Genomic DNA, 25,627 nt, shown 5'->3' with positions numbered 1-25,627 from the left:
TAGAATGAAAATAAACCCTAAAGACATTTTATTTGTTAGTATTCAATTGCTGCTTTTTGTATTTTATACACTAGTAGTCGATGGTTCTTTGGGGTTTTCTTTTATTGTTCAAAAAGGGGGACTTTTCATTTCGGGTTTAGGAACCCTAATTTTAATATTTGCACTATTGCAAATAAATAAAAATTTATCACCTTTTCCAACACCAAGAGATAGGGCCATTTTAATTCAAAACGGATTGTATAAACTGGTTAGACATCCCATTTATACTGGAATAATTTTTATGTTAATAGGATATAGTGTTTATCAAAATTCCATTTATAAATTGTGTATTTCAGTATTGTTAATGCTGCTTTTTCATATTAAAACTAACTATGAAGAACAACAATTAATAAAAAAATTCCCTGAATACGTTGAATATAAACACAAAACTGGGAAGTTTTTTGTAAGATTGTTTTAATGAAAAATAATATCAAAAACATATCTGTATTTTTATTATTGTTTATTTTTTTAACCCCAATTTCGGTTAAAATTATTGATGATCTTTATCACGACCATTCATTAAATCATAAGTATTCTGAGGAAACCCGATTTCATTCCTTTAAAGAAAAATGTCCTGTTGAACATTTTGTATTATCTGTATTTACAACATTTGGTTTTTTATACGAGATTAATTCATCTGAAACAAAATATTATTTTAATGAAAATTATCTTGTAATCTCTCTTACAAATAGCCTCAAATTTTCATTTCTTTCACGAGGACCGCCAAATATGGTATAATTATTTTAAATCCAAAAAAGTATACTGTTGATTGTCTATATGACTTTGGACATTAATGCTTTGTACTCATTTATCAAAAAATTATATCAAAAAAAAATGAAAAATATCATTATATGTTTCTTTGTGTTGTTTCTTTTCGTAAAAGCAAATGCTCAAAACACAACCATCTATGGAGAAGTTATTGATTTTGAAAGTGCTAGAATTCCTGGTGCAACTATTTATTTACCAGAGCTAAACAAAACCGAAACTAGCGATGAAAGAGGAAAATTCTCTTTCCAAAACCTACCAAAAGGTTTTGTCAAAATACAAATTTCCCATCCCCAATATATATCTAAATTATTTACAATAAATCTTAAAAATGCTGAAAACATTATTAAATTAAAACTCGAAGAAGCTCTAATGGAACTTGATGAAGTTGTTATTTCTGGTGGATATATTTCATCACAACATCAAAATGCAATAAAAATTGACTTGTTAAAAAATAAAGATATTGCCTCATCTGGAACACCTAATTTTATGGAAAGTTTGACTAAAATTCCAGGCGTAGATATGATTTCTAAAGGTCAAGGAATTTCTAAACCAGTAATTAGAGGTTTGTCTATGAATAACATTCTAGTTCTAAATAACGGTTTCAGGATGGAAAATTATCAATATAGCGAAAACCATCCATTGGGTCTTGACGAAAATGGTGTAGATAGAGTTGAGGTTATCAAAGGTCCGTCGTCATTACTTTATGGGTCTGATGCAATAGGAGGTGTGCTTAATTTTATTAAAGAAAAACCAGCGGCAGCAGGAACAATTTCAGGAGATTATCGTGGACAATATTTTTCAAACACTAGAGGTTATAGCAATAGTTTGGGAATGAAAGGAGCATCAAATTCATTTTTTGGAGGTTTTAGAGTAAATAATAAACAGCACGAGGATTATTTACAGGCTAATAAAACATTTGTTCCCAATTCTCGTTTTAACGAAACAAGTGTAAAAGTAAACCTTGGTACAACTGGTAAATTAGGAACTTTTAAAGTTTTTTATGATTATTTCAAACAAGATCTAGGGTTAGTTTTAGCACCAGTAATTCCGCTTATTACTTCTCAAGGAGATAATGTTGGTATTTATTCTCAAGATTTGAAACATCAAATAGCGGCAACTGAAAATAATTTATTTTTCAATAAAATAAAAGTCTCTTTAAATGGGTCTTACCAGCTGGCAGACCGAATAGGATATACAGATAATGATATTCCAAAAGCAGAAATGCAGCTTAAAACCATCACTTATGAGAGTAAAGCAACTTATGCTTTTTCTGACAAAACAAATTTTATTTTAGGAGTTCAGGGTTTAAATCAAACTAATAGAAATTTAGAAAATAGATTGCAAAAATTTTTGCAAGATGCTAATTCAAATAACATTGGTTTTTTAAGTTTGTTTCAAACAGAAATTTCTAATAAATATAGTATTCAAGGAGGTTTCCGTTATGATATAAATAAATTTGACGCATTCGAATTGGGAGTTCCAACAACACCAGTAACCTACAAAAGTGCCAAATCGAATACGTTTTCTGATTATAGTGCATCGTTGGGTTCAACTTACAAAATTAACAACAAGTTTATGGTTAGAGCAAATTTTGCAAAAGCATTTAGAAGCCCGAATCTTGCAGAATTAACCTCAAACGGAATTCACGGTAACCGTTTTGAAACAGGCGATATAAATCTTAAAAGTCAAGATGCCTACCAAGCCGATTTGAGTACACATTATCACGGAAAATTAATTTCGTTTGATCTTGCTGGTTTCTATAACAAAATAGAAAATTATATCTATTATTCACCAACAGGAACTTATACGCCACAAAACATCGAAAAGTTTAACTATTTGCAAACCAATGCCAACCTATATGGAGGTGAAGCTGGTATTCATATTCATACAGAAAAGATGCCTTGGTTGCATTTTGAAAGCAGCTACTCCTATGTGAGAGGAGAGAAAGGTAATAATGAAAACCTACCGTTTATTCCAGCTCAGAAACTGCGATACGAACTTAAATTTGAGAAAGAAAAGTTAGGGGTTTTTCTGAAGCCAAACTTAAAAATTGTTTTTTTAACGGCTTTCAATCAGCCAAATTTTGGTTATAAAGAAATTCAATCGGAAGGTTATACTTTAACTAATTTGAGCATTAATACTATGATGAAAATTGGTAAACAACAATTGACAATAACACTTGCAGGAAACAATATTTTTGACATTGGTTATTACGATCATTTATCGACATTAAAATCATTATATTTTTATAATCAAGGTCGTGATATAAGTTTTACAGTAATAATTCCTTTCCAGGTTTTGAATTAATTTCTAAAAATCAGATGTTAATAGTATCGTTTTTACAAGTTGTTTATTAGCACATATTAATATTAGTTTTATAACATTAAAATTAACCATGAAGAACAACAATTAATAGAAAAAATCCCTGAATACGTTGATTGTAAACGCAGAACAGGGACTTTTTTATTAAATTAATTTTTTACTGTTTCATTGGTCATGATACTTAAAATGTATAATTCACAAAAACGGTAAAATTCCGTCCTATTTCGGTTATTGGAGTTCTTGAAAATCCAGTTTGGCCGTTGAAAGCATAACTTAAATGATTGTTGTACTGTTTGTCAAAAAGATTCAATATTCCCATTCCTAGATTTAGGTCTTTTATAGGAGTAAAACCCACTTTTATGTCCATGATTTCATATCCTGAAGTTGGAATTTCATCATAGGATTTTGAGATTTTATTTTGCGCAGCAGTCAATGTATAATGAATTGCTGCCCAAAAAATGTCCTTTTCAAAACCAAGTTTCAATCGGGTTACCAAAGGCGGTGTAAGGGGTAAACTCTCCTTATAGTCTTTATTCTCTGTGTAAACATAGGCGACTTCTGTCAGGAAATTAAAATACTTTGCAAATTTTATATCCCCAAAGACTTCGAATCCTGTTTTGAAAGCATTTTCAATATTTCTAAAAACTTTTGGATGGATAGGTGGAGTAGTAGGGTTGTATTTTCTAATTAAGGTTTCATCAACCACTCCCATAATATAATTTTCATAGATAGAATAGTAAATGGAACTTCCGAATTTTATTTGTTCAAAAAAACCGGAAATAGTTTCTTTTCCTGTCAAACCTAATTCAAACTGATTATTGGTTTCCGCTTTTAGATTTGGATTTCCAATGTATTCGTAAGGGTCACGACCGATATTGAAATAGGAAATATAACGCTCCTCAATATTGGCAGCACGAGTTCCTCTCCCGTAGGCAATTTCCAAAGTATAATCTGGAGAAAGTAATCTTTTATACGAAATGGTTCCGCTGAAGTTAGCCTCATTTCTTTGTTCTAAATTTGGATACAATGCAGCAAAATTAGGATCTAGATCCCTTGCTTCAGAAGTAACAAAATCTATTCTTGCCCCTATATTGAAAATTGATTTTTCAGAAGCAAACCACTTAGCTTCCGCAAAGGTTCCAAAAGTATTATTGTAACTGTCTTGCCACACTTTGTCATAATAAGCCATTGGAGTAGGTAATACCATGCCCGCCATATTTCTTTTCACCAGTCGATCTCGTCCGCCTTCACGAGAAATGTTAACCATATCAAGACCAGTGAAAAGTTTCCAACGTTCAGTAAAATTCCATTCTGCTTCCAGTTTTCCTCCGTAAGTCGTGGCATTTACTGCAGAAGACGCTTCGGTACTGGCATAAGCAGCTCTTCTTGTATTACTCATCAAGTGATCTACAAATGAATAATAGACCTTAGCAGATAATCCTTTGAATATTTTACTGTCGCTTATCCATTTGTAATCTAAACTTCCAATGGAGCTGTCATCAATGTCAGTATCCATAGACAATCCGGCATGAAGAACATCTCTTCCAAAATTCTGACGAAAATTGGCTTGTAATCTTTGATTATCAGTAAAATTATAGCCTACTTTTAGGCCATAGCTGGTACTTTTAAAAGAAGAGGGGATTTCGGTACCGTCACCATCTTTATAATTCCCATAATCTCGATAACTCAGATTTCCAGATATATCAAATTTGCCAAAGTTTCCGGCTAAATGTAGCATGTTTACTAGTGAATTGCCATTGCTTTCATAACCAGAAGATAAGGAACCGGATACTTTTTTATCACTATCCTTAGCGTTTCTAGTCACTAAATTTACGACTCCTCCAAAAGTATTTCCATAGCGAACCGAAAAGGGACCTTTGATAATTTCTATTTTGCTGACTTCCTCAGGATTTACTAATGTGGTAATCGGATCCATTCGGTTGGGGCAGGCGTGCGATGCTTTGGTTCCACCATCGAACTGGACATTTAACTGTTCGTACTGACTTGCTCTAAAAGCGGGATCTACGGCATAGCTTCCTCTTTTAATCAAAGAAAAACCGTTGATATCACTGAATAATTCCCCTGCATTTTTTGGTTGGACTACTTTTTCCTTGTAATCTTGTTTTACGATAGTAAGTGTTGGGTCCGTTTTTGTGTTTCCGGTAACGATAACCTCATTTAATAATATCGTTTTTTTGTTTACTGTATCTTGCTTGTTTGTAGTTTCTTTGGTTTGTCCAAAAGATACAACAGAACACCATAGCAAAGCCACAATGAATGTATTTTTCATTTTAAAGTTTTAAAATTGATAGGATTTTTTTAATTTACGAAAATGAAAAAAAGTTTTGTGGAGGGTGAAAATTATTTCCAAAACTATTGAAATTATGCAGCTTACATTTTGTTTGGATGTTATTTTTTATTGCAATAAACAATTTGAATTCAATAATTTCGATGGGTTGAAAAAAGAGTACTATTTCTTTTTCAATACTAATATCTTTATCAGGATTTTGGTTTTCAGCTGCTTTCGCTATTTTTGCCAAAGCACACTTTCCATTACATTTCAAGATTGGTTTATCCTTGTTTTCGCAATATTTTTCGGTAAAGTCAGTATTATTTAATGAAAAATCAAGAATAGAATAAGTCATTCTTAAATTATAAAATAAAATAGATATTAAAAATACCGTTAAAAATATATATTTCAGTACTGTTTTCAAAAGAGAAGTGAGTTAACAAGAGATTTTTGTAATCTTGAACAAATTTAAAGTATAGTTTTATTGTAAAATGTGATATAAATCACGTTCAATGATTCATTTTAGTTTCTTTATTTTTTGGTTCCAATGAAGCGTATAATAGCTGCTTTGCCTTTATGAAATTCACCTTCGCTTAATGCTACACTTTGTGTTTCGATTACATCACAGGTTAATTCTTCAAAATCTTCAAGCAACATTTCTTTGGTATACAGCATCGATACTTCTTTAGGTCCACCAGAGTTGTTTTGCAATTGTTCAGGAGTAAAAGCTTCTATTATAATTTTGCCTCCGGGCTTCAACCAAGTGATTGCTTTTTGGTGTATTTTTTTTCGAATTGACGCAGGGAAATGCGCATAGATAAAAGCAACTGCATCAATACTATTTTTCTCGTAAGTTACCGAGACAGCATCTTCAATCGTATAATTAATGGAAACCTCTTTACGAGCAGCTAATTGTATTGCTTTTGATTTTCCTATTATACTGGTATCAAAAGCATGTACTTCCCATCCATTGCCTGCAGAATAAACTGCATTTCTTCCTTCGCCTTCGCAGGGTAGAATGATTTTTCCGGGAGCTAACTGTTGGAGTTGTTCAGCGAAAAAAACATTAGGTTCTTCTCCATAGACATATTCTTTTTCGCTGTATCGGTCATTCCAAAAATTTTTCATATTTGTGTATTCTTTATTTTTTTATGGATTAAAATCAAATGCTATTTTTAATTAATAACTGGTATCATCCAGTTTTACTTTTCCATTGAATGTTCGGTACAAAAAGATAAAATAGGCTGCAAGTAACGGTGTTCCAATTACTACAATAGTCAACATGATTCCTAATGATTTTTGTGATGAAGCCGCATTGTAAATGGTTACGCTGTACTTTGGGTCGATTGTAGAAATTAATAACGTTGGATACAATTGTAAAGCAACCAGAACAAGCAAAAACGCCATTGTCAAAGAGGAGAAAACCAATGCCAACATATAACGCTTTTTTGACGCTAAACGCGGAACATTAGCTACTGCCAAAAAAGACACTATCGGAACAACGAAATAAAGTGGATTTGCTCTGAAATTTTCGGTAACTTCTGGTATAAAAACTAAGGTATAAAGTGTGGTCATTCCGAAGCTTATAATAAAAAATATCATTCCCTTCTTCAGTAAGAAAGTAAGTCTTGCATGGAGTCTTCCTTCGGTTTTTAATAACAGATAAATAGCACCTTGCGTCATGAATAGTGATAAAGTAGTCAAGCCAACCATAATTGCGTATGGACTAAGAAAAGAGAAAAACATGCCTCCTTGATATGTATGATTTGGTCCCAATGCAAAACCTTGTAAAATATTACCTAAAACAACACCTAACAAAAATGAAATCATAATACTTGAGACACTGTATACATAATCCCAAGTTTTTCTCCACCAAAGCATCTCTTCGGCACTTCTAAATTTGATAGCTGCGGCACGGAGTACATTAAACATTAAAAAGAGCATAAACGGAACATACATTGCGGATAACATTGTAGCGTACATTACCGGAAATCCAGCAAATAAAGCGCCACCACCTATGACAAGCCATACTTGATTAGCATCCCAAACCGGAGCAATGGCGTTTATAGCAACTCTGCGACTTAAATCTTTTTTTAAAAATAGATGCCAGGCACCGGCTCCAAAATCAAACCCTTCTAAAATGGCATAACCTGAAAATAAAAGCCCTATAACTAAATACCATAAAGTAGGATAATCAACTCCTAAAAAATATTCCATAATTAATAATTTTTAAGTTTTTTAAATGGTTGTAAAATTTACAGGTTTCTGAGCTTCTTCATAAGGGCCGTGTTTGATTTTTTTGTTTACCATGTAGATAAATAAAACAAATAGGATCGTATAAACCACCAAAAATAAGATTAAAGAAAAGAGGATGTGACTGGAAGTAACTTCTTGTGAAAAAGCTTTATCGGTTCGTAACAGACCATAAACTACCCAAGGTTGTCTGCCCATCTCGGCTGCAAACCATCCTACTTGATTGCCGATTTGAGGTAAAATTACAGCAAAAGAAAAAATCCACAACAACCATTTTGTTTCAAATAATTTTCCACGCCACCACATAAAACAAGCAAACAATGATAATGCGATTAAAGTCATACCAATTGCAATCATAATATGATAAAATTGAAAAACAGCATTGATTTGGCTTGGTCGGTCTTCCACCGGAAAACTATTTAACCCTGTAATCGGCGCTTTAAAATCTTGGTGCACTAAAAACGACAGCCCGCCTGGAATACCAATCCCGGTAACTTTTTGTTTCTCTTTATCAACCCAACCCAAAAGATACAAGTCCGCTGGTGCTGATTTTTCGAAATGCCCTTCCATTGCCGCTAATTTTGCGGGTTGGTTTACCGCTACGCCATCAGCTGAACTGTGTCCTGAGACTAACTGACCTAAAGAAAAGATAGTTGCTACAACAAGCGATATTTTAAATGCTTTTTTAGAAATTTCGATGTAACGTCCTTTTCTGATATAATAAGCATGTACACTTAAGACCAAAAATGCTCCCGCCAAAATAGCTCCTTGCCAGGTATGGATTATTCGGTCTACACTTGAGGGATTGAACACCATGGCCCAAAAATCAGTTACTTCGGCACGCGCCATTAATCCTTCACCTACGATGTGGAATCCTGCGGGTGTTTGTTGCCACGAATTAGCGACTACAATCCAAACAGCGGAAAACATGGAACCTAAAAAAACACCTAATGTAGAGACAAAATGAACCCAAGGCTTTACTCTATTCCATCCGAAAAGCAAGACACCAAGAAAGGTGCTTTCTAAACCAAATGCAAATAAACCTTCGGCAGCTAAAGCACTACCAAAAATATCACCTACAAATCTTGAATATACGGCCCAGTTGGTACCAAATTCAAATTCCATGATAATACCTGTAGCCACACCAATACCAAATGTTAGTGCAAATATTTTAATCCAAAAGCGCGTTAAAATCTCATATTCTTTATTTCCCGTTTTAAGGTAAAGTCCTTCCATAAGCACCATAATCAAACCGATACCAATGCTTAAAGGGGGATAGATATAATGAAAAGCAATGGTGAAAGCAAACTGAATTCGAGCAAGAATCTCTACGTCCATAAGTAATTATTTTTTAGTATTATTGGGGTGAAATTTATCATCACCATGAAAAAATAGGGTCAACCACAAAACTCTTGATAAACGCATTAACCAAGGTTGCAGTACGATAAGAAGTAAAACATTGAGTGGGAACCACCACAAAACTTCTTTATTTTTAAAACCATAACCAGTTGCAGCAATCCATGCTACAAAAGTTACAATTGATATGCCAACCGTTAATCCATAACTGACATAACCGGTGCCTTGATAAAACCCGGGTTCTAATTCCGTACGCTGCCCACAAACGGAACATTTTTCAACCATTTTATTGCCATTGGTGATATTATACCATTTGTTTATGAATAAGTTTCCTTTGTGACATCGGGGACATTTGAATGAAAATATATTTTTTAAGAATTGAAGCATATTTTAAATTTTTATCAAAAATAGTTTTTAAAGGAAATATAGTATGTGATAATAGTTACTTAACAAGAAATAGTTGATTTTAAATTTGATAGAATTGACTTGTGTTAATAAACTTACGCTTAAATGCATCAGGAGTTATGTTTTCATATTTCTTGAAGAAACGTCCAAAATAGGAGTTGTCTTCAAAGCCTAATTCATAAGCAATTTCAGCGACTGTTTTTTGTTCATGAATGAGTAATCGCTTGGCTTCTAATAGGATTCTATTTCTAATTAATTCCCCGGCTGATATATTTACCACATCATTGCAAACGGAATTAAGGTAATTGGGGCGAATGTACATTATGGAAGCATAATCTTTTACAAAGTGTTTTTGTTTGTAATATTTATCTATTAGTTCTTCAAAATGATGAACGAGTTGTAACGATTGACTGAATTCAGTATTTTTAGGTATAGGTTCAAACAATCGGTTTAAATCAATTAATAATAAATTAAGCAACGAACGCAGGCTTTTCTCATAATCGGTTTCATTGCCATTATATTCATTTAACATCCATATTGCAATTGATTTTAACCGATCAAATTTTTCGACAGCAATTTTTAAATAGGGTTGCTTATGGCGATAGGTGAGAAAAGAAAATTCGCTTAACTGATAGTTTTGATAGCGAAGTGCAAAAAAATCACTTTCGAATACTAATATATACCCCTCAATTTTGTCATAATCTAACCATTGATGAATTTGTCCATAATGCATACAAGTAACTGATAGGGGTTCGATAGGAGATTCTTTAAAGTCAATCAATTGTGAACCTGTATTTTTTTCATTGAGCAAAATCATGTAATAATTATGACGGTGTGGAATATTTAATTTTTGCATAAAAGGTAAAAAATCAGAAGTATGGTAAACGGCAAACTTTAATTCATTTTGTGTCACTTCACTACATTTGATATTTTTAATTTCACTCATAATTTAATTATCCTAAAGATGTTATTATAAAATAAATTGCCCAAGCAACAAAAACAATTATGGCTGCCCACAACCAAGAGGGAACATTTTTAGGTGTTTCGCTTCCGAAAATTAAAAATTGTTTTTGGTTTCCTTTTCCATAAGCATTGATCATCATAGGTAAAATTCCATCAACAATATCATTGTCATTTAATCCATCAAGGGTAATTGCCGGTCCGTTTCGAACTGTAAAAGGAATTATTCGGATGCCTTCTTTACCAGATGGATCCTTACTAATTATTTTTAGTTGGTGTAAACCATCAGTCAGTTTTCGAGTATCTAACTCAAAATTTACAGGTGCATCAAATTCTCCGATGGGTTGAATTTCATCATCTACAAATATAATTATTTTGCTTTTACTGTCCATTTTATTCGAAATTTATAACGGTTCTTTTTATATGATTTGCATCGGTTTCTTTTGGTTTCACCAAATATTTTATGGCGAAAAATAAGGTAACAAAAACGGTTGCCACCATGGTCCATACAATAACATAGTCCAAATTACTTTCCGGTCCAGCACCATGTGCAATACCTCTTAAAATTTTGGGTTGCTGTTTTTCACACATTGGACAGGCATAAGTTGCTATTGACAGCATTAAAAACAGAATAGAAAATAGAGACTTTTTCATTTTACTTATTGTTTAGGAGCACTTAATTTTGCAAGATCCATTAGTTTTTGTACTTGTTCCGGAGTTACCTTTTTAGCTGTATTTCCCCAATTTGTTTTCTCATGGTTCATTATAGCTGCAATTTCTTCGGCTTTTAAATTTCCGTTAGTTCCTACTGCTGGCATTACTCCGTAATCTTCTCTGGCGTCATAGCCGTTCATTATGATACCTACCATAATTTCAGGATTATCATCTAATACTATTTTACTTCCTTTTAAAGGAGGAAAAGCACCTTTTAGACCTTCGCCATTTTGCTGATGACAACTCATACATTGGGCAGCATATAATTCTGCACCATCTAATTCCTTTGTACCAGCACCTGTTGTACTATTTGTTTCTTTTTTCTCTTTTTTATAAAGAAAATCTGGATTAGGAGTACCATCGGGTAATTTTACTTGTTTTAATGATTGAAGGTACGCTACTAAATTTAATGCCTCTTCAGTAGCTATTACATCTCCAATTTTACCATGCATAAATTCACTAGGCACATTCACTTTTATATCCCCTTTTTCTGCTTTTGATTTAATTTCAAATAACCAGGGATAAGGTGCCATAATGGATTGAGGCATTACAGTCCTTGGGTTGTATAAATGAACCAAATGCCAATCCTGACTCGGTTGTCTTACACCAATATTGGTTAAATCCGGACCGGTTCGTTCTGTGCCCATCAAAGTTCCTGCATTTTGCCAGATACTTTTTCGCGTACTTAGAGCATAGTCAGCTGCTATCCCGGGCCTGTCACCCCAAGTTTTATCCATATCTACATTTCGAACTTGTTGCGAGTGACACCCGACACATCCTTCGCGAATGTAAATTTGCCTTCCGGCTTCTTGCTCTTTAGTAAGCGGAATACTTCCGTATAAAGGGGCATTATTTTCTTGATTGTACTGTGATGGCAGAACGGCAACAAAAAGCGTTAGTGTACCAAACAGAATTGTAGCAAGTGAAAAGAGTTTCTTATGTTCGTGAAATAGACTCATCGTTATTTATATTTTAGTTTCAACTGCATTCGTGTCAATATTTTGATTGATCAATTCAAATGCTTTTTCTTTTACATCAATCTCAATTGTAGGTTTCATCATTTTATACATATTGTAAGCCAAAACAATATGAGAAAGCCACATTAACGTTCCTCCAATAGCTCTCCACAACCAATACGGGCCCATCATTACCACACTATCAATAAATGGTTTTCCTTCTGCCCACATCAATCCTTTGAGTGTGCCACCAATCATAAGTGGTATGGTGTAAAATTGTAAGCCTATTAATGCCAGCCAAAAATGAGCACCAACACCCAGCTGTGGTGGCTCTTTTCCTGTAAGTCTTGGCACAATGGCATAGATACTTCCAAATAGTAAAAAGGTAATGATACCATACATTGTTATATGGGAGTGAGCAATAGTAAAATCAGTAAAATGCCATATTAGATTAGTAGATCTGAAGGCTTCCGCAGTACCTTGGAAAGAACCTGTAAAATAATAGATAACACCCACAAAGAAGAATGGAAGGGAATAACTATTACTTATTTTTCCCCAAGAACCTCTAAATGTCATTAGATAATTTATGGTACCAGCGGTAACGGGAATAAGCATACCAACGCTTCCAACGATAGCAACAGTTTGCAGCCACCAAGGCAACGCACTAAAAACAAAATGATGAGTTCCAATTACAGTGTAAAAAAGAATTTGCGACCAAAAGGCTAGCACTCCTAAACTGTAGGAATAGATAGGTTTATTAAGTTGTTGTGGCAGCAGGTAATATAGGACACCCAGCATGGAAAACATAAACCACATTCCAACGGCCTGATGCATATAATATCCTTGCACTATGGTTTCGCCAATGCCATCTTGTCCCATTGGGATGTATGCTATTATAGCGACAATAAGGATAAAGATATAAGATGCAATTATGAACCAGTTAGAGATGTATATTTCATGTGTTGTTCTTTTAGCTACAGTTTTAATAAAGTTAATAACGGTAAGCATCAGACCATAAGCCCATACTGCCATTATTGGCCAAATTATTTCACGGTATTCACCACCTCCATTATTAATTCCAGCCATTAAAGATATGCCACCAACTAGCATCGCTACATTCACACATATTAATGCCGTCCAGCCATTTTTTATACTGTGCAAAGGGGCATTACTCACCATGGGAACGATATAATAACCCAATCCCATTATTCCGATAGTAGCCCAAGCCCAAAAAACTAAATTGGTATGTACCGCTCTTAGTCTTCCGATACTTAACCAACTGAAAGTATCTGCATCCGGAGCAATAAATTTAATACCTACATATTCACCAACACTACTGCCAACGAACAACCAAAATACGGCTGTACCCAAAAACCATAAAATCAATTTAGTCAGTTGTGGATCAATTTTAGGGCGTTTTATTGGGGGACGTTTTACAGCAAAATAACGATAGTTTGTTTCTGAACTAATGCTTTTCAGTAATCCTTTTTTGTCTTCAGCTATTTCAGTGCCGGATAATTCAGTTGATGATAGGCTATAATCTAGTTTTTGTTTCAGTTCTTCTAATTTTTCAATTGGAGGAATGTTTTCTGGACTAGAAAGATATGCTGCTAATTCTTCAGCTTCTTTTATTTTTTGTGAGTTGAAGAACTGATTAAATCCCTTGTTTACTTTTATCGCTAAATATAAAAGAGCGAAAAATAAAGGAATAAAGACCAAAACTAAAGTAATGATAACTCCCGGTTCAGAAAATAAATGTGCTCTATTTGCAGGTGCAGTTTGTGCAAAAGTTACTTGCGGCAGCAGTGAAATAACACCGATAATCAGAACCGATATGATTTTATTGGATTGCTTTTGTTTCTTTTTTAAAATTTCAATTTCTGAAGTACTTAGGTTATTGAAGTATTTTTTAAATTTATCTTTTTTAGTCAAATTTTTATCATTGAGAAAATGAGCAGTAACGGTATTTAGTTTTAGGACTAAAAGGAAAACCAGCCCTACAATTATTATAATTAAGCTTGTCATTAATCCTAAAAAACCTATTGATTTATTTGGAAAAAAACTTACTCCATTATCCGTTTGAGCACTTGTTGCTAATGGTAAAAGGAAAGTCAATGCTACAAAAAGGATCTGCTTTGAAAAGGTATGTTTCATTTGAAAAGCCATAATTATTTGTTTTAAATTATATTGTAGAATTCTTTTAAAGATAATTAAAAAAAGAGTTAATAGTGGTGCTTTATATTTTTAAAAAGATATCTATTAGGCTGTTCCTTTCAATATTTTATTCCAATATAGCCAGGGTAAAACTTTTGTTTTTAAGATCCACATTGACCATCTTGGTTTTGCTTGATCAATAGGAAAAGACATTTTTGGAGTATTGCTGTAATCAAACTCAGCCAACATTAATTTTCCGTATTGAGTAGGAATTGGGCAAGCTGCATAACCATCGTATTTTGCTGTAGGTTGTTTATTGTCTAGTATCGAAAGTACATTTGCAACAACTACAGGAGCTTGTTTGCGTATGGCTGCACCTGATTTTCCACAAGGGGCGCTTGAACTGTCTCCCAATGAAAACACATTTGAAAACACATTGTGTTGCATTGTATATTTGTCAACATCAACATATCCTGATGGGATTGTCAGATTCGTGAGTGGGCTTTTTTTAATAAAGTCGGGTGCTGATTGTGGTGGTACAGCATGGCATAAATCAAATGGAATTGATTTTCGTTCTACTTCACCGCTACTATTTTCCTGTTCGTAATACGCAATTTTTTTATCCCCATCAATTTCAGTAACATCAACTTTAAAATGAGTTTTTATATTTCCTCTTTTTACTACTTCATCCAAAGTTTTCGCGTATTCTTTTATTCCAAAAATGATACTTCCACCAGAAAGGTAATGAACATCACATTTATCGAGGATTCCTTTTTTACGCCAATAATCGACAGCTAAATACATAACTTTATGCGGTGCTCCACCACATTTTATAGCACCCTTCGGATTGGTAAAAATTGCGGTTCCTCCTTCGAAGTTTTTTATGAACTCCCATGTTTTCGGTGCAAATTCAAAAGAATAATTACTGCTTACATTATTTTTTCCTAACGTTTCTTTCAGACCTTTAATTTTTCCCCAATCTAATTGTATGCCTGGACATACAATTAAAAAATCATAACTAATTTCTTTACCATTAGTACAAACGACTGTATTCAGTTGCGGTTCAAATTTAGTTACTGCTTCCTTTATCCAAGTAGTTCCTTTTGGTATAAAATCCTTTTCCTTCTTTACCGTTTTATTGATATCATAAACTCCTGCACCAACTAAAGTCCAAGCTGGCTGATAATAATGTTTCTCGGAAGGTTCAATAATTGCAATATTTAAATTGCTTCTTTTTCGAAGTAATTGCGAAGCTACTGAAAGACCAGCATTTCCTCCACCTATGATTACTATTTGATAATGACTTGACATTTTGTTATAAATTTTAATTATACAAATTAAATCAAATTCAAGAATAGGTATGTGGTGCTTTAATGGGTTTTAATGGTACTTTTTACTTTAAATAAAAAACACTGATAAATGTCATTGTTTATAAAATAATACCATCGGCCATTTCAATAATTCTATCACTGGCTTTTGCAAAATCATTGTCGTGGGTTACCGCAAGTACCGTTTGATTAAATTCGGTCGTCAGATGTTTGAACAAATCAAAAACAATTGCTGCATTTTTACTGTCTAAATTTCCCGTTGGTTCGTCGCCCATAATGATTTTTGGATCGTTTATTAAGGCTCTGGCAATGGCAACGCGCTGTTGTTGTCCACCCGAAAGTTTGGAAGCCGATTTTAATGCTTGGTCTTTCAAATCTAATTTTTCTAAAATGGAATACGCTCTCGATTCAATTTCTTCTTTGGAATATTTTCCTAATTTGAGTGCAGGAATCATCACGTTTTTTATACTTGAAAATTCAGGTAATAAATAATGGAACTGAAAAACAAAACCTATTTTTTCATTGCGAATAGCAGCTAACTGTTCTTTTGTTTTTAGGGTTAAATTTTCACCGTCCAAAATAATATTCCCTTCATAATCCGTATCCATTGTTGAGAGAAGGTATAACAAAGTCGATTTTCCCGAACCTGATTTCCCTACCATAGTTACAAATTCTCCTTTGTGAATGTCAAAAGAAATATCGTTCAATACCTTAAATTTTTCGGGTTCGTAAAAATATTTACTAACTCCTTTTGCCTGCAATAGTAGTTCTGATTGTATCATTTTCTAAAAATTGTTATAGGATCTAATTTAGCTGCTTTTCTGGCCGGAATATATCCCGCCAATGTGGTTACAATTAACCCGAATCCTATTCCTAACCCAAAGAATTTTGGGAAAAATCGAATCGGGAAAAAACCAATATCGCCGCCAACCCACATATTACCCATTACTTTTACTAAAAGCATCGCTAACACCAAACCAAATGCAATCCCGATTAATCCAATAACAATAGCTTCTTTTACAAAAATTCGGATGACATCTTTGCCTGAAAATCCAATGGCTTTCAGAATTGCAATATCATTCAGTTTTTCCATTATAGTCATATTCAAAATATTGTAAATGCCAAAAGCCGCTACCAGCATTATCGAAAATGAAATAGACATGGCCATCATTTTTCTGATTTTATTCGCTGCCGCTGCCGAAGCATTGGCTGTTTCCCAATCTTCAACTTCATATCCGCTTAACTGTTTGAATTTTGGAATTAGTTTTTTAGCCGTTTCATAATCATTGATATTCACATAAATATCGGTTATGAAACTTGCGCCCTGTTTGTTGAGTTGTTGTGCTGCCGAAATGTTGGTATACGATAGTGTTTTGTCGGTATTTGTAACTCCGGTTTTCAATAACGCAACCACTTTCATCACTTTAGAAACGCCATAAGCTGTGGTAACCGAAATATTATCAGCCAACCGAACATTCAGTTTTTCAGCAATTCCAACCCCTAAAATGATTCCATTTTGATTGGCTTTTAAGTCGAAATATTTACCTTCAACAATGTATTGTTCCAATTGAAACATCGTGTTTTGCTCCTCGATATTCACTCCGGAGGTTCTCCCAGTTACTTGTGCTTCTCCATTATTGTAAAACACATTTGCCGAAACATTTGGCGTTACGCCGATTACCTCAGGTTGTTTTTTCAGCGCTTCAATGATTAAATTCGGATTGATTAATTTTTTGCTTTCTTTCGTGATTTTAGGATTGGTGAGCAAAGCTAAATCGGTTTTGCTAGTTTTAATTAAGGGCTGGCTGATATGTTCTTCTTTATAAATCCGTAAATGTGGCGTCGATTTAAACAAACTTTCGACAGAGTAGACTTCAAAACCATACATCAGCGAATTCATAAAAATAAAAATGGCAATCCCAACTGTAACTCCTAATGCAGCTACCATCGTCTGTTTCTTTTTGGAAATCAAATGGATAAAAGCAATTTCAGAATTGATATTGTGTTTGTAGTTTTTCATCAGTACAGTTCTTTTAACACGATTTGATTTTCTTTTAAACCCGATGATATTTCAACATAATCAGAGGAAACAATCCCAGTTTTTACTGCAATTGGTTTTCTTTCCTCATCCAAAACTTTGTTGCCGTAACCCAAAAAACTTCTTGGAATGACTAAAGCATTTTGCTTTGTATTCACAAAAATATTAGCTTCTAATTGGGTTCCGGAAATGGCAAAATCTATAGGTTCTGTAAAAATGGCTTTTATGATAAAGGATTGTGATTGCTCATCAAAAGTGGGCAGAATTTCTGAAACAACGCCTTTGTAGGTTTTGTCACTGTTTACGTTCAGTTTTACCACGATTTGCTGGTTCAATTTGATCTTTCCCATATTGCTTTCATCGATATTCAAATTGGCGTAGATTTTCTGGTTGTTGGCAATCACCGCAATAATATCGCCTTTGCGGACATAGTCTCCCACTTGTTTTTTCTGTTTGTAAATTTTGCCGTTTACCAATGCTTTTACTTCATTAAAATCCTGAAGTACCAAACTGTTTTCTAGTTGTTGGTTTTGAACAATCACTTGCTGATTGGCTTGAACCAAAAGATTTTGATATTGTTGTTCCAATGCCGAGACTGAAGCTCTCGAATTGCTCACGGCAATCAATATATTCTCGTATTCAACCTTAGCAATACTGTTGCTTTCAACGAGTTTTTTATATCGAACAGCTAATAATTCATCTTGTTGCAGTTTTGATTTTGCTGCGTTCAGATTGGCTTTTGACTGTTGTAAAAGTGGTGCATTGGAGCCGGTATTTGCTTTTGCGATTTGCAACAATTTGGAACCACTTCTAGTATTGATAGTACTTTGTGGATTATCGATTACTGCCAAAATTTTTCCAACAACCACTTCATCTCCTTCATTAAAATTAATTTTGGTGATGTATCCTTCGGTTTGCGCCATCAAATTGTATTCATCATCGGCTTGTAAAGTTCCCGATGCAAAAACCATTTCAGTGATATTTTTACGTTCTACTTTGGTTTCTTCCGTTTTTTTTCCACAGGAAAAAAGCAGTGCAAGTGATGCTAAAATTAGTGTGCTTTTTACTATTGTTTTCATTATTGAATGGTGTTGTTGAGGTTTATTTTAGTGGTCAAATAGGAAATATTGGTGGCTATCACTTGTAAGTTGAGTTCGGCATTTAATTTATCATTAAAAGAAATCATTAAATTATCAAGCGAAATTAAATCCTGATGGTATATTTCTAAATTTTTAGTGTAGGTGTCAATTTTAAGCTCCGTAATTTTTTGGTTAATCACATAACTGTCAACGGCTTTCTGATACTCTAATTTCAACTGTTGGTTTTGATTGTTTTCCTGAAGCAAATTATGTTTTGCATTTTCTTTGGCAATCGCAGCAGTTGTTTTTAAATTTCTTTTTTGCAGATATTTAGAAGCGTCCGGCAGTGCATAATTCAATCGAAGTCCTACATAAGAGGCTTGAAACGTATTTGAATTTGGATTAAAAAAGCCCGCATTACTATTGTCTTGATACATCCAGTTTCCCACTAATGAAAGTGTTGGAAAAAAAGAGGAATTGAAACTTTTCAACTCTTGATTGGAAACCTCTTGAAGCAACTTGCTCTGTTGACTCAATAAAGTATTGGTAACATCCAAAACAGCATTTTCCGTTGCATTTTCTTGCGTATCACCTATTTCTAAACCAGTTGTGATTGGAATATCGCAGGCTGTTTTCAAAATGTTATTTTGTTGGAGTAGGACAGTAGCCAGTTGTGTTTCTTTATCCTGAATTTGCAACACATTTGCCATGGCTTGATTCAAATCCTGTTGCCTGGCCAGACCTTCTTTTTGTTTGTTAGAAACAATGTCTTCAATCTTTTTAGTATTCGTATAATTAGTATGCAGTACTTTAATTTGTTTTTGAATGGAAACGATGTTGTAATACGTGGTTGCAATGGTCTCAAAAAGATTTTTCTTAACTAATAAAGTCGTTGTAACGGCATAGTTTTCATTAATTTTAGACGCTTTTATTTTCTGCCAAGCGGGAATATTTATCAAATCTATCTGTGGTGTAATTGCAATGGTACTGATGTATTGTTGTCCAAATTGTGTTTCCTTAAAAGTACCGGGAGCACCCCCAAAGATTTCTGCCGGCAAATAATTAGAAGGTAATTGTAAATTATCCGTAGCCGAAGCCGTTGCATTTGCTCGTGGATTAAACGCATTTATTTTTGAAATTAAAGTTTGGTACTTTGACAATGCCACTTGTTCGTTAGAAATTTTAAGCACTGCCGCATTTTTTTCGGCGTAGTGTAAAACTTGATCAATGGAGTTAAATGAAACCACATCCTGGGCTTTTGATTGAAAACCAAGCAAAATGAGTAGTAGTATTTGAAATATATTTTTCATTATAATTTATTTAATGAGTAGTAAATTGCTGTCCATTTTTGCGTTTATCCAATGTTTTACATTTGCTTCAATAATTATATATTCACCTGAGAGCAGTATTTCTTTTTTATGATTTTCATTCTCAAAAATTACATTCCCATCAATACATACTAATAATCCGGGTGATTTTGTACTATGTTCTTTGAGTTGCTCATTCTTTAAAATTTTAAGCGCAATAACATTTCCTTCCATTGCTTTAAATAATTGCAATGTTGAAACAGCTTTATCACTAATATGTAGATAGTTTAGTTTCATTTTAATTTATATGGATTAAAGTAAGTATAGATTGTATCATCTTATTTCCTTCGATTTCAATATCAAATTGGAATTCTGCCATGCGCCATTTGTACATTTGGAGTCGAAAAGTTCCCATTACGATATGCGTTAAATCATCAGCAGAAATTACTTTTGTGAAAACTCCTGATTGCTGACCTTCAATAAGCAGTGGTTTTAAATGCTTAATTTTTACACTCATTATTTTATAAATCATTTCGTTGATGCGCTGACTTTCTTTCATTAAGCCATCTGAAAAAACAGCTACAACAAAGTGTGGATTTTGTTTAAAAAACGAATATTGATTCTGAAATAATTGTATAAACTGCTCTTTTTGATTTTCATTTATGGAATGTGATGCTGTTAATCTTTCATCCATATTTGTAGCCAGAAAATCAAGCAGTGCAAGTACTATTTCCTCTTTGCTTTCAAAATGCCTGTAAATAGCACTTTCAGAAAATTGCATTTCTTTGGCAAGCTCTTTTATGGTCAAACCACTAACGCCTGATGCAGTTAGAATTCTTCCAGCCGCTTTAATTATCTCCAGTTGTTTCGCTGAAATTTCCATTTTATATTTATTTTAATGTAAGTAAGTGAATGTTCACTCTGCAAATATGAGGACAGTAAACGGTTTTAATGGTGACATTTATCACATAAGCAAAAAAAATCCCTTTCAATTTTACTCAAAAGGGATAACAAACTAAAAAAATATGGGTAATAATTATTATGCAGTTCCTTTTAGAATTTTATTCCAGTATAACCATGGTAATACTTTTGTTTTAAGGATCCACATAGCCCAATTTGGTTTTGCCTGGTTAATTGGGAAAGTCATTTTTGGCGTATTAGTATAGTCAAATTCGGCTAACATTAATTTTCCGTATTGAGTAGGAATAGGGCAGGCGCTATAGCCATCGTATTGTGCTGTCACTTTTTTATTATCCATAATTGCCAAAAGATTGGTAACAACTACGGGAGCTTGTTTGCGTATAGCGGCTCCTGTTTTACTACAAGGGGCATTGGTACAATCTCCAAGAGCAAACACATTTGGAAAACGAGTATGCTGCATTGTGTATTTATCAATTTCCACATATCCGAATGGATTTGCTTCATCTTTTAAAATGCTATTTTTTATAAAATCGGGCGCTGATTGAGGGGGGACTGCATGGCATAGATCAAACTTCATTGATTTACGTAGCACTTCACCTGCTTGGTTTTTTTCTTCATAGAATATGGTTTTATTAGCTGCATCTATTTCATTTACATTGACACCAAAATGTACTTTTATATTACCCCTTTTTACTACTTCGGTAAGTGTTGCGGCATATTCCTTAACGCCAAATATTACAGTTGCGCCAGATAGATAATGTACATCACATTTGTCTAAAATACCTTGTTTACGCCAATAATCTACAGCTAAATACATGATTTTGTGTGGTGCTCCACCACATTTAATTGGTGTCGTTGGGTTTGTGAATACAGCTGTACCGCCCTTGAAATTTTCAATCATTTCCCATGTGTATGGCGCATGTTGAAAAGAGTAGTTGCTACTGACATTATTCTTGCCTAATGTATCTTTTAATCCTTTTATTTTATCCCAATCCAATTGGATACCAGGGCAAACAATCAAGTAATTATAGGTGAATTCTTTGCCCGAAGAACATCTTACTTTATTTTCGTTTGGCATAAATTCATTTACCGCTTCTTTGATCCAAGTAGTATTCTTTGGAATTACATCTTTTTCGTTTCGAACGGTCTTATTGATGTCAAATATACCAGCACCAACTAGTGTCCATGCGGGCTGATAATAATGTTTTTCAGATGGATCAATGATTCCAATGTTTAGATTACTTCTTTTAATAAGTAACTGTGAAGCGACAGAAAGTCCTGCATTTCCACCACCTATAATTAATATTTGATAATGATTGACCATTTTTTTTCGATTTGTTTTAAAATAAGAATATAAATTTATTTAATTTACATCTTTATCAATGTGACTTTTGTCACATAAGTATGTTATTTTAGGAATAGCTCTTTTGTAATAATATAAATACCCATTACCAAAACGAACCAACCAAAAGCAGGTTTTAATTTTGCACCATCAATCTTTTTGGATAATGCCGTTCCAATGAAAATTCCAACAATTGCAAAACCTGAAATGGTAAATAGAAATTGCCAGTCAATAATACTTTCTCCACCTTCGCCAAAAAAGCCTATTAATGATTTGGCGGCAATAATTACAAGAGACGTTCCTACAGCTTCTTTCATGGGTAATTTACTCAGAATAACTAATGCAGGAATTATTAAAAATCCGCCACCTGCACCAACTAAACCTGTAATAATTCCAACAATTGCACCTTCAATAAGTATCAATGGATAATTAAATTTTTGTTCTCCGGCTTCTTCTATTGTATTTTTTTTATCTTTTTTAATCATTGTGTAAGATGCAATAACCATGATTACAGCAAAAAGTAACATTAAAAAAAGATCTTTAGTGAGTGTGAAACTTCCTGTTGAAAAGATCTCTTTTGGTATAGCGGGAACGATAAAAGCTCTTGTAGTAAAAACGGCAATTATGGATGGGATACCAAAAACAATGGCTGTTTTTATGTTTACCAACCCTTTTTTGAAATAACCAACAGTACCTACTGCACTGGTTAAACCAACAATAAACAACGAATAAGCTGTCGCTAGTACCGGTTCAACTGCAAATAAATAAACTAAAACGGGTACAGTAAGAATGGAGCCACCGCCACCTATCAGTCCTAAAGCAACGCCAATCAGAATTGACGCAAAATAACCTATATATTCCATAATTATAAATTTTATACTGCAAATATTGCTAGTTAAAATTTTACAATCTGTAACATTTATCACATAGGAAGATTTATTTTAAAAGTTCAATATTATTGCGATGCATTTTTAGTACCCCTCGTTGCTCTAGTTTTTTGAGTAATCGAGAAATAACTTCTCTAGAAGTATTCAATTCACTTGCAATTTCTTGATGCGACAATTTTAAATCATCACAATCACAAGCATCTCTATGCCTTTTTAAGTAAAATTCTAAGCGTTCGTCCATTGCTCTAAAAGCAATACTGTCAATCACATCAAGGACTTCTTCAAACCTACTTCGATACGTATCAATTACAAATTCATACCAACTGCGATGTTGCATCATCCATTTATCCATCAATTGCAATGGTACCATAATTAATTCAACATCCTCAACTACTTTTGCCATAATTTGGCTTTTTTGATTTTTTGTTGCACATATCATTGAAATAGCACAAGCTTGACCTGGCTGTAAATAATACATGAAAAATTCGCTACCTTCTTCATCTTCTCGATAGATTTTTATTTTACCACTCAAAACGAGCACTGTATTTTTTATGTACTGACCTGTTCGCATAATAACATCTCCAGCAGCAAAAGATTGCTGTAGGGCATTTGTATTAATGTCTATTAGAAGAGCATTTGAGAAGGATGGGAATTTTTTTTTAAGGATATCGTTCATTTATTTGTTTTTTGAAAGTTCATAAAAGTAGTCAAAAATAGATTTTAGAATTTATTTTTTTTTAAATAGTTTTATTGTTTTAGCTAATACATTTATTTTAATAACTTCAGTTTAGTAGTATAGTAGGCGCGTTGTAAACGATTCGACTTTTTTTTATAAGGTAAGTAGGCACTCGTTTCAAACGAGAGCCAGTTAGGTAGGATGCCGAAATATAAAACTATTACCGCAAACATTAAGGCAAGAACGTAAAGAGCGTCATTATTAAAATAGCCCATAAATTGGCACGAAGAATACTCTCGGTAATTAAAACCGAAACACCCTATAAAATTAATAGAAATTTAGTGTTAGAAAAATAAAAATAACCTTCTTAAAAAGCTCAACCGTACTAGAGAATAAACTGCAAAACAGCTAGGGTGGTTCCATAAAAAGAAGGCATATTTTGTAGCAGGCAGCTATTTTTATTCTTGCAATCAAACAGATACAGGTGGTCTCGTTCTAAAAATCGAGAACCACATATAGAAGCAGGAGTTTTAAGAATTTAAAAGAAAGACTATGAAATAAAAGAGATTAAAATACGTGGATAATTGAAAAAGTTAGAATAATTTTTTCAGTCTAAGTCTTCGGCAGACAAAAAGTTGTTTCCAACTTTTTCAACAAGCCGTTGGAGCGGAATTTTATACTCGAAAAATAACCAAAATATAATCCTCTCAAAAGTTGTGAATAACTTTATGATGCTTTACATAGGAACGGCTGTTGGTGGCTCCCGTTCTTCTCCTCAATTAGTTTTTCGCATTCAAATTATTATATTCCCAAAATTTCAATTTTCTCTATTACAAGTCTTGGAGTTGTTGTTTACTCTTTGTTTGTATCAGTTCTTTTGGATAACCAAATAATCTCATTAATAATTCTTGAGATTTGTTTTTGATAAAAGGAATTTGATTTCCTATTAGCGTAAAACCAGAAACACCAATAATAGTAAATATGAAATTATATTGATCTATAAAACTAACCGTTTTAGGTGAGTAAATTGGCAGTGTAGATAAACTGTAAATTAAACCAAATAAAATTCCTACTTGTAAAATCAAGGTTAAAATCTTAATCCTTGTTTTGAATTTTTGATTGAATTTTTTTAACGAAGTTATTTCACTGCCTTCACTTGCTTCTTTTTGTTCAATAACTATATCATAAGTTCTAAACGCACACAAAGTTTGAAAATCGTTACGGTTTTTAAGCAACGTGGTATTTTCTGTAATACTTTTATAAGCTACGTTTAGCAAATTATTATCTATTTTTGAATTATTACACAAAATCAAAAACATTAAAACAACTTCCATTTGATTGCTCGTACTTGAATAGTTTTCGTTCAAAATGTTTTAAAACGTAATGGTTGTGGAGTTTCTGTTTCTGATAGAAATAATGTTTTTTATCCAAGTCTTATCAATATTAAACTTCGTGATGGCAATAATCAAACAGAAAATTAAATAATCATCGTTTACAAAAGGTGCTGGTGAATCTTTCCGCGGATTACTCTTGCTCTTTTTAATATATATTTCTTGAAAGGCTGTTTTGTTGTTTGTTAGAATTGAAGAAATAATTTTAAAAAACTGTTCGTCTGGAGTGGGTGGGACTACAATCGAACACCTTGTACCGATCTTAACTTTTTTTGATAGCTTAAAATTATGATGTAATATGTTGATTTTTAATTATTTAATTAAATAATTATTTTTTAAGTTTAAAATATTTAGTGAAATGTTTTTAATAATTCTAAGTTTTTTTAATGTAAAAAGTTATAGCTAAAGTAGGCGTGAGAGTTCGACTGTCAAACTCTTTTC

The 25,627-nt window shown here is 33.2% G+C and carries 24 protein-coding genes; 2 read left to right on the top strand and 22 right to left on the bottom strand.

All coding sequences use genetic code 11. The features are described from left to right. Window positions 1-4: 4 nt before the first annotated feature. Window positions 5-457, top strand: coding sequence for a methyltransferase family protein (locus tag E0F89_RS06650; RefSeq protein WP_131909034.1), 453 nt, complete (start codon window positions 5-7; stop codon window positions 455-457). A gap of 416 nt (window positions 458-873) precedes the next feature. Continuing rightward, window positions 874-3,114, top strand: a complete 2,241-nt coding sequence (locus tag E0F89_RS06645; protein WP_165929994.1) for a TonB-dependent receptor — start codon at window positions 874-876, stop codon at window positions 3,112-3,114. 196 nt (window positions 3,115-3,310) lie between these two features. Here the strand turns inward: E0F89_RS06645 and E0F89_RS06640 are convergent, their stop codons facing one another. The 22 genes from E0F89_RS06640 to E0F89_RS06530 all read right to left on the bottom strand — a co-directional run bounded on the left by E0F89_RS06640 (window position 3,311) and on the right by E0F89_RS06530 (window position 25,162). After that, window positions 3,311-5,419: a TonB-dependent receptor domain-containing protein gene (locus E0F89_RS06640; RefSeq protein WP_131909032.1), complete on the bottom strand. Its 2,109-nt coding sequence runs from the start codon at window positions 5,417-5,419 to the stop codon at window positions 3,311-3,313. A 34-nt stretch (window positions 5,420-5,453) separates the two neighbouring features. Further along, window positions 5,454-5,774, bottom strand: a complete 321-nt coding sequence (locus E0F89_RS06635; RefSeq protein ID WP_131909031.1) for a hypothetical protein — start codon at window positions 5,772-5,774, stop codon at window positions 5,454-5,456. Window positions 5,775-5,950: 176 nt separating this feature from the next. Further along, window positions 5,951-6,547 carry a class I SAM-dependent methyltransferase gene (locus tag E0F89_RS06630; RefSeq protein WP_131909030.1) on the bottom strand — a complete coding sequence of 199 codons (597 nt, stop codon included), beginning with the start codon at window positions 6,545-6,547 and terminating at the stop codon, window positions 5,951-5,953. A 51-nt stretch (window positions 6,548-6,598) separates the two neighbouring features. Next, window positions 6,599-7,636, bottom strand: coding sequence for a cytochrome d ubiquinol oxidase subunit II (gene cydB / locus E0F89_RS06625; RefSeq protein WP_131909029.1), 1,038 nt, complete (start codon window positions 7,634-7,636; stop codon window positions 6,599-6,601). A gap of 21 nt (window positions 7,637-7,657) precedes the next feature. Next, on the bottom strand, window positions 7,658-9,010 hold the full coding sequence (locus E0F89_RS06620; protein ID WP_131909028.1) for a cytochrome ubiquinol oxidase subunit I: 1,353 nt from the start codon (window positions 9,008-9,010) through the stop codon (window positions 7,658-7,660). 6 nt (window positions 9,011-9,016) lie between these two features. Further along, complete coding sequence (locus E0F89_RS06615) at window positions 9,017-9,415, bottom strand: DUF983 domain-containing protein (RefSeq protein ID WP_131909027.1); 399 nt, start codon at window positions 9,413-9,415, stop codon at window positions 9,017-9,019. Between the two features lie 79 nt (window positions 9,416-9,494). After that, a complete protein-coding gene (locus E0F89_RS06610; RefSeq protein WP_131909026.1) occupies window positions 9,495-10,379 on the bottom strand; it encodes a helix-turn-helix domain-containing protein in 885 nt (294 codons plus the stop codon). A 7-nt stretch (window positions 10,380-10,386) separates the two neighbouring features. Then, window positions 10,387-10,785 carry a cytochrome C gene (locus tag E0F89_RS06605; RefSeq protein ID WP_131909025.1) on the bottom strand — a complete coding sequence of 133 codons (399 nt, stop codon included), beginning with the start codon at window positions 10,783-10,785 and terminating at the stop codon, window positions 10,387-10,389. Between the two features lies 1 nt (window position 10,786). Continuing rightward, complete coding sequence (locus E0F89_RS06600; RefSeq protein ID WP_131909024.1) at window positions 10,787-11,047, bottom strand: hypothetical protein; 261 nt, start codon at window positions 11,045-11,047, stop codon at window positions 10,787-10,789. A 5-nt stretch (window positions 11,048-11,052) separates the two neighbouring features. After that, window positions 11,053-12,066, bottom strand: a complete 1,014-nt coding sequence (locus E0F89_RS06595) for a cytochrome c (RefSeq protein WP_131909023.1) — start codon at window positions 12,064-12,066, stop codon at window positions 11,053-11,055. A gap of 6 nt (window positions 12,067-12,072) precedes the next feature. Further along, on the bottom strand, window positions 12,073-14,229 hold the full coding sequence (locus E0F89_RS06590) for a cbb3-type cytochrome c oxidase subunit I (protein ID WP_131909022.1): 2,157 nt from the start codon (window positions 14,227-14,229) through the stop codon (window positions 12,073-12,075). A 93-nt stretch (window positions 14,230-14,322) separates the two neighbouring features. Next, window positions 14,323-15,528 carry an NAD(P)/FAD-dependent oxidoreductase gene (locus E0F89_RS06585; RefSeq protein ID WP_131909021.1) on the bottom strand — a complete coding sequence of 402 codons (1,206 nt, stop codon included), beginning with the start codon at window positions 15,526-15,528 and terminating at the stop codon, window positions 14,323-14,325. 118 nt (window positions 15,529-15,646) lie between these two features. Then, window positions 15,647-16,327 (bottom strand): ABC transporter ATP-binding protein, encoded by a 681-nt coding sequence (locus E0F89_RS06580; protein WP_131909020.1) that lies wholly within the window; start codon window positions 16,325-16,327, stop codon window positions 15,647-15,649. Continuing rightward, window positions 16,324-17,565 carry an ABC transporter permease gene (locus E0F89_RS06575; protein WP_243699490.1) on the bottom strand — a complete coding sequence of 414 codons (1,242 nt, stop codon included), beginning with the start codon at window positions 17,563-17,565 and terminating at the stop codon, window positions 16,324-16,326. The genes E0F89_RS06580 and E0F89_RS06575 overlap by 4 nt, the downstream gene beginning before the upstream one ends. Then, window positions 17,565-18,662, bottom strand: a complete 1,098-nt coding sequence (locus E0F89_RS06570; RefSeq protein WP_131909018.1) for an efflux RND transporter periplasmic adaptor subunit — start codon at window positions 18,660-18,662, stop codon at window positions 17,565-17,567. Before E0F89_RS06570 ends, E0F89_RS06575 begins: the two co-directional genes overlap by 1 nt. Beyond that, window positions 18,662-19,972 (bottom strand): TolC family protein, encoded by a 1,311-nt coding sequence (locus E0F89_RS06565; protein WP_131909017.1) that lies wholly within the window; start codon window positions 19,970-19,972, stop codon window positions 18,662-18,664. Before E0F89_RS06565 ends, E0F89_RS06570 begins: the two co-directional genes overlap by 1 nt. A 6-nt stretch (window positions 19,973-19,978) precedes the next feature. Beyond that, window positions 19,979-20,266, bottom strand: a complete 288-nt coding sequence (locus tag E0F89_RS06560) for a cupin domain-containing protein (protein WP_131909016.1) — start codon at window positions 20,264-20,266, stop codon at window positions 19,979-19,981. A 1-nt stretch (window position 20,267) separates the two neighbouring features. Beyond that, window positions 20,268-20,852: a TetR/AcrR family transcriptional regulator gene (locus E0F89_RS06555; RefSeq protein WP_131909015.1), complete on the bottom strand. Its 585-nt coding sequence runs from the start codon at window positions 20,850-20,852 to the stop codon at window positions 20,268-20,270. Between the two features lie 156 nt (window positions 20,853-21,008). Beyond that, a complete protein-coding gene (locus E0F89_RS06550; RefSeq protein WP_131909014.1) occupies window positions 21,009-22,214 on the bottom strand; it encodes an NAD(P)/FAD-dependent oxidoreductase in 1,206 nt (401 codons plus the stop codon). 83 nt (window positions 22,215-22,297) lie between these two features. Continuing rightward, the gene (locus E0F89_RS06545) at window positions 22,298-23,095 is read right to left on the bottom strand and encodes a sulfite exporter TauE/SafE family protein (protein ID WP_113636846.1); all 798 of its coding nucleotides are present in this window, start codon (window positions 23,093-23,095) and stop codon (window positions 22,298-22,300) included. A gap of 73 nt (window positions 23,096-23,168) precedes the next feature. Continuing rightward, window positions 23,169-23,795, bottom strand: a complete 627-nt coding sequence (locus E0F89_RS06540) for a Crp/Fnr family transcriptional regulator (RefSeq protein ID WP_113636843.1) — start codon at window positions 23,793-23,795, stop codon at window positions 23,169-23,171. 830 nt (window positions 23,796-24,625) lie between these two features. Then, window positions 24,626-25,162 (bottom strand): hypothetical protein, encoded by a 537-nt coding sequence (locus E0F89_RS06530; RefSeq protein ID WP_131909013.1) that lies wholly within the window; start codon window positions 25,160-25,162, stop codon window positions 24,626-24,628. Window positions 25,163-25,627 lie beyond the last annotated feature (465 nt).

It is taken from the genome of Flavobacterium caseinilyticum (genome assembly GCF_004349085.1).
GTDB classification, from domain to species: Bacteria; Bacteroidota; Bacteroidia; order Flavobacteriales; family Flavobacteriaceae; genus Flavobacterium; species Flavobacterium caseinilyticum.
The sequence above is the reverse complement of the archived record's forward strand: the minus strand, read 5'-3'. Positions and strand labels throughout refer to the sequence as shown.

What these genes read in the sequence shown, in the direction of transcription:
- E0F89_RS06595 (WP_131909023.1), bottom strand. Translation starts at nt 12,066, where the DNA reads ATGAGTCTATTTCACGAACATAAGAAACTCTTTTCACTTGCTACAATT.
- E0F89_RS06550 (WP_131909014.1), bottom strand. Translation starts at nt 22,214, where the DNA reads ATGGTCAATCATTATCAAATATTAATTATAGGTGGTGGAAATGCAGGA.
- E0F89_RS06545 (WP_113636846.1), bottom strand. Translation starts at nt 23,095, where the DNA reads ATGGAATATATAGGTTATTTTGCGTCAATTCTGATTGGCGTTGCTTTA.
- E0F89_RS06635 (WP_131909031.1), bottom strand. Translation starts at nt 5,774, where the DNA reads ATGACTTATTCTATTCTTGATTTTTCATTAAATAATACTGACTTTACC.
- cydB (WP_131909029.1), bottom strand. Translation starts at nt 7,636, where the DNA reads ATGGAATATTTTTTAGGAGTTGATTATCCTACTTTATGGTATTTAGTT.
- E0F89_RS06565 (WP_131909017.1), bottom strand. Translation starts at nt 19,972, where the DNA reads ATGAAAAATATATTTCAAATACTACTACTCATTTTGCTTGGTTTTCAA.
- E0F89_RS06630 (WP_131909030.1), bottom strand. Translation starts at nt 6,547, where the DNA reads ATGAAAAATTTTTGGAATGACCGATACAGCGAAAAAGAATATGTCTAT.
- E0F89_RS06570 (WP_131909018.1), bottom strand. Translation starts at nt 18,662, where the DNA reads ATGAAAACAATAGTAAAAAGCACACTAATTTTAGCATCACTTGCACTG.
- E0F89_RS06575 (WP_243699490.1), bottom strand. Translation starts at nt 17,565, where the DNA reads ATGAAAAACTACAAACACAATATCAATTCTGAAATTGCTTTTATCCAT.
- E0F89_RS06615 (WP_131909027.1), bottom strand. Translation starts at nt 9,415, where the DNA reads ATGCTTCAATTCTTAAAAAATATATTTTCATTCAAATGTCCCCGATGT.
- E0F89_RS06650 (WP_131909034.1), top strand. Translation starts at nt 5, where the DNA reads ATGAAAATAAACCCTAAAGACATTTTATTTGTTAGTATTCAATTGCTG.
- E0F89_RS06600 (WP_131909024.1), bottom strand. Translation starts at nt 11,047, where the DNA reads ATGAAAAAGTCTCTATTTTCTATTCTGTTTTTAATGCTGTCAATAGCA.
- E0F89_RS06560 (WP_131909016.1), bottom strand. Translation starts at nt 20,266, where the DNA reads ATGAAACTAAACTATCTACATATTAGTGATAAAGCTGTTTCAACATTG.
- E0F89_RS06605 (WP_131909025.1), bottom strand. Translation starts at nt 10,785, where the DNA reads ATGGACAGTAAAAGCAAAATAATTATATTTGTAGATGATGAAATTCAA.
- E0F89_RS06610 (WP_131909026.1), bottom strand. Translation starts at nt 10,379, where the DNA reads ATGAGTGAAATTAAAAATATCAAATGTAGTGAAGTGACACAAAATGAA.
- E0F89_RS06640 (WP_131909032.1), bottom strand. Translation starts at nt 5,419, where the DNA reads ATGAAAAATACATTCATTGTGGCTTTGCTATGGTGTTCTGTTGTATCT.
- E0F89_RS06620 (WP_131909028.1), bottom strand. Translation starts at nt 9,010, where the DNA reads ATGGACGTAGAGATTCTTGCTCGAATTCAGTTTGCTTTCACCATTGCT.
- E0F89_RS06585 (WP_131909021.1), bottom strand. Translation starts at nt 15,528, where the DNA reads ATGTCAAGTCATTATCAAATAGTAATCATAGGTGGAGGAAATGCTGGT.
- E0F89_RS06580 (WP_131909020.1), bottom strand. Translation starts at nt 16,327, where the DNA reads ATGATACAATCAGAACTACTATTGCAGGCAAAAGGAGTTAGTAAATAT.
- E0F89_RS06540 (WP_113636843.1), bottom strand. Translation starts at nt 23,795, where the DNA reads ATGAACGATATCCTTAAAAAAAAATTCCCATCCTTCTCAAATGCTCTT.
- E0F89_RS06590 (WP_131909022.1), bottom strand. Translation starts at nt 14,229, where the DNA reads ATGGCTTTTCAAATGAAACATACCTTTTCAAAGCAGATCCTTTTTGTA.
- E0F89_RS06555 (WP_131909015.1), bottom strand. Translation starts at nt 20,852, where the DNA reads ATGGAAATTTCAGCGAAACAACTGGAGATAATTAAAGCGGCTGGAAGA.
- E0F89_RS06645 (WP_165929994.1), top strand. Translation starts at nt 874, where the DNA reads ATGAAAAATATCATTATATGTTTCTTTGTGTTGTTTCTTTTCGTAAAA.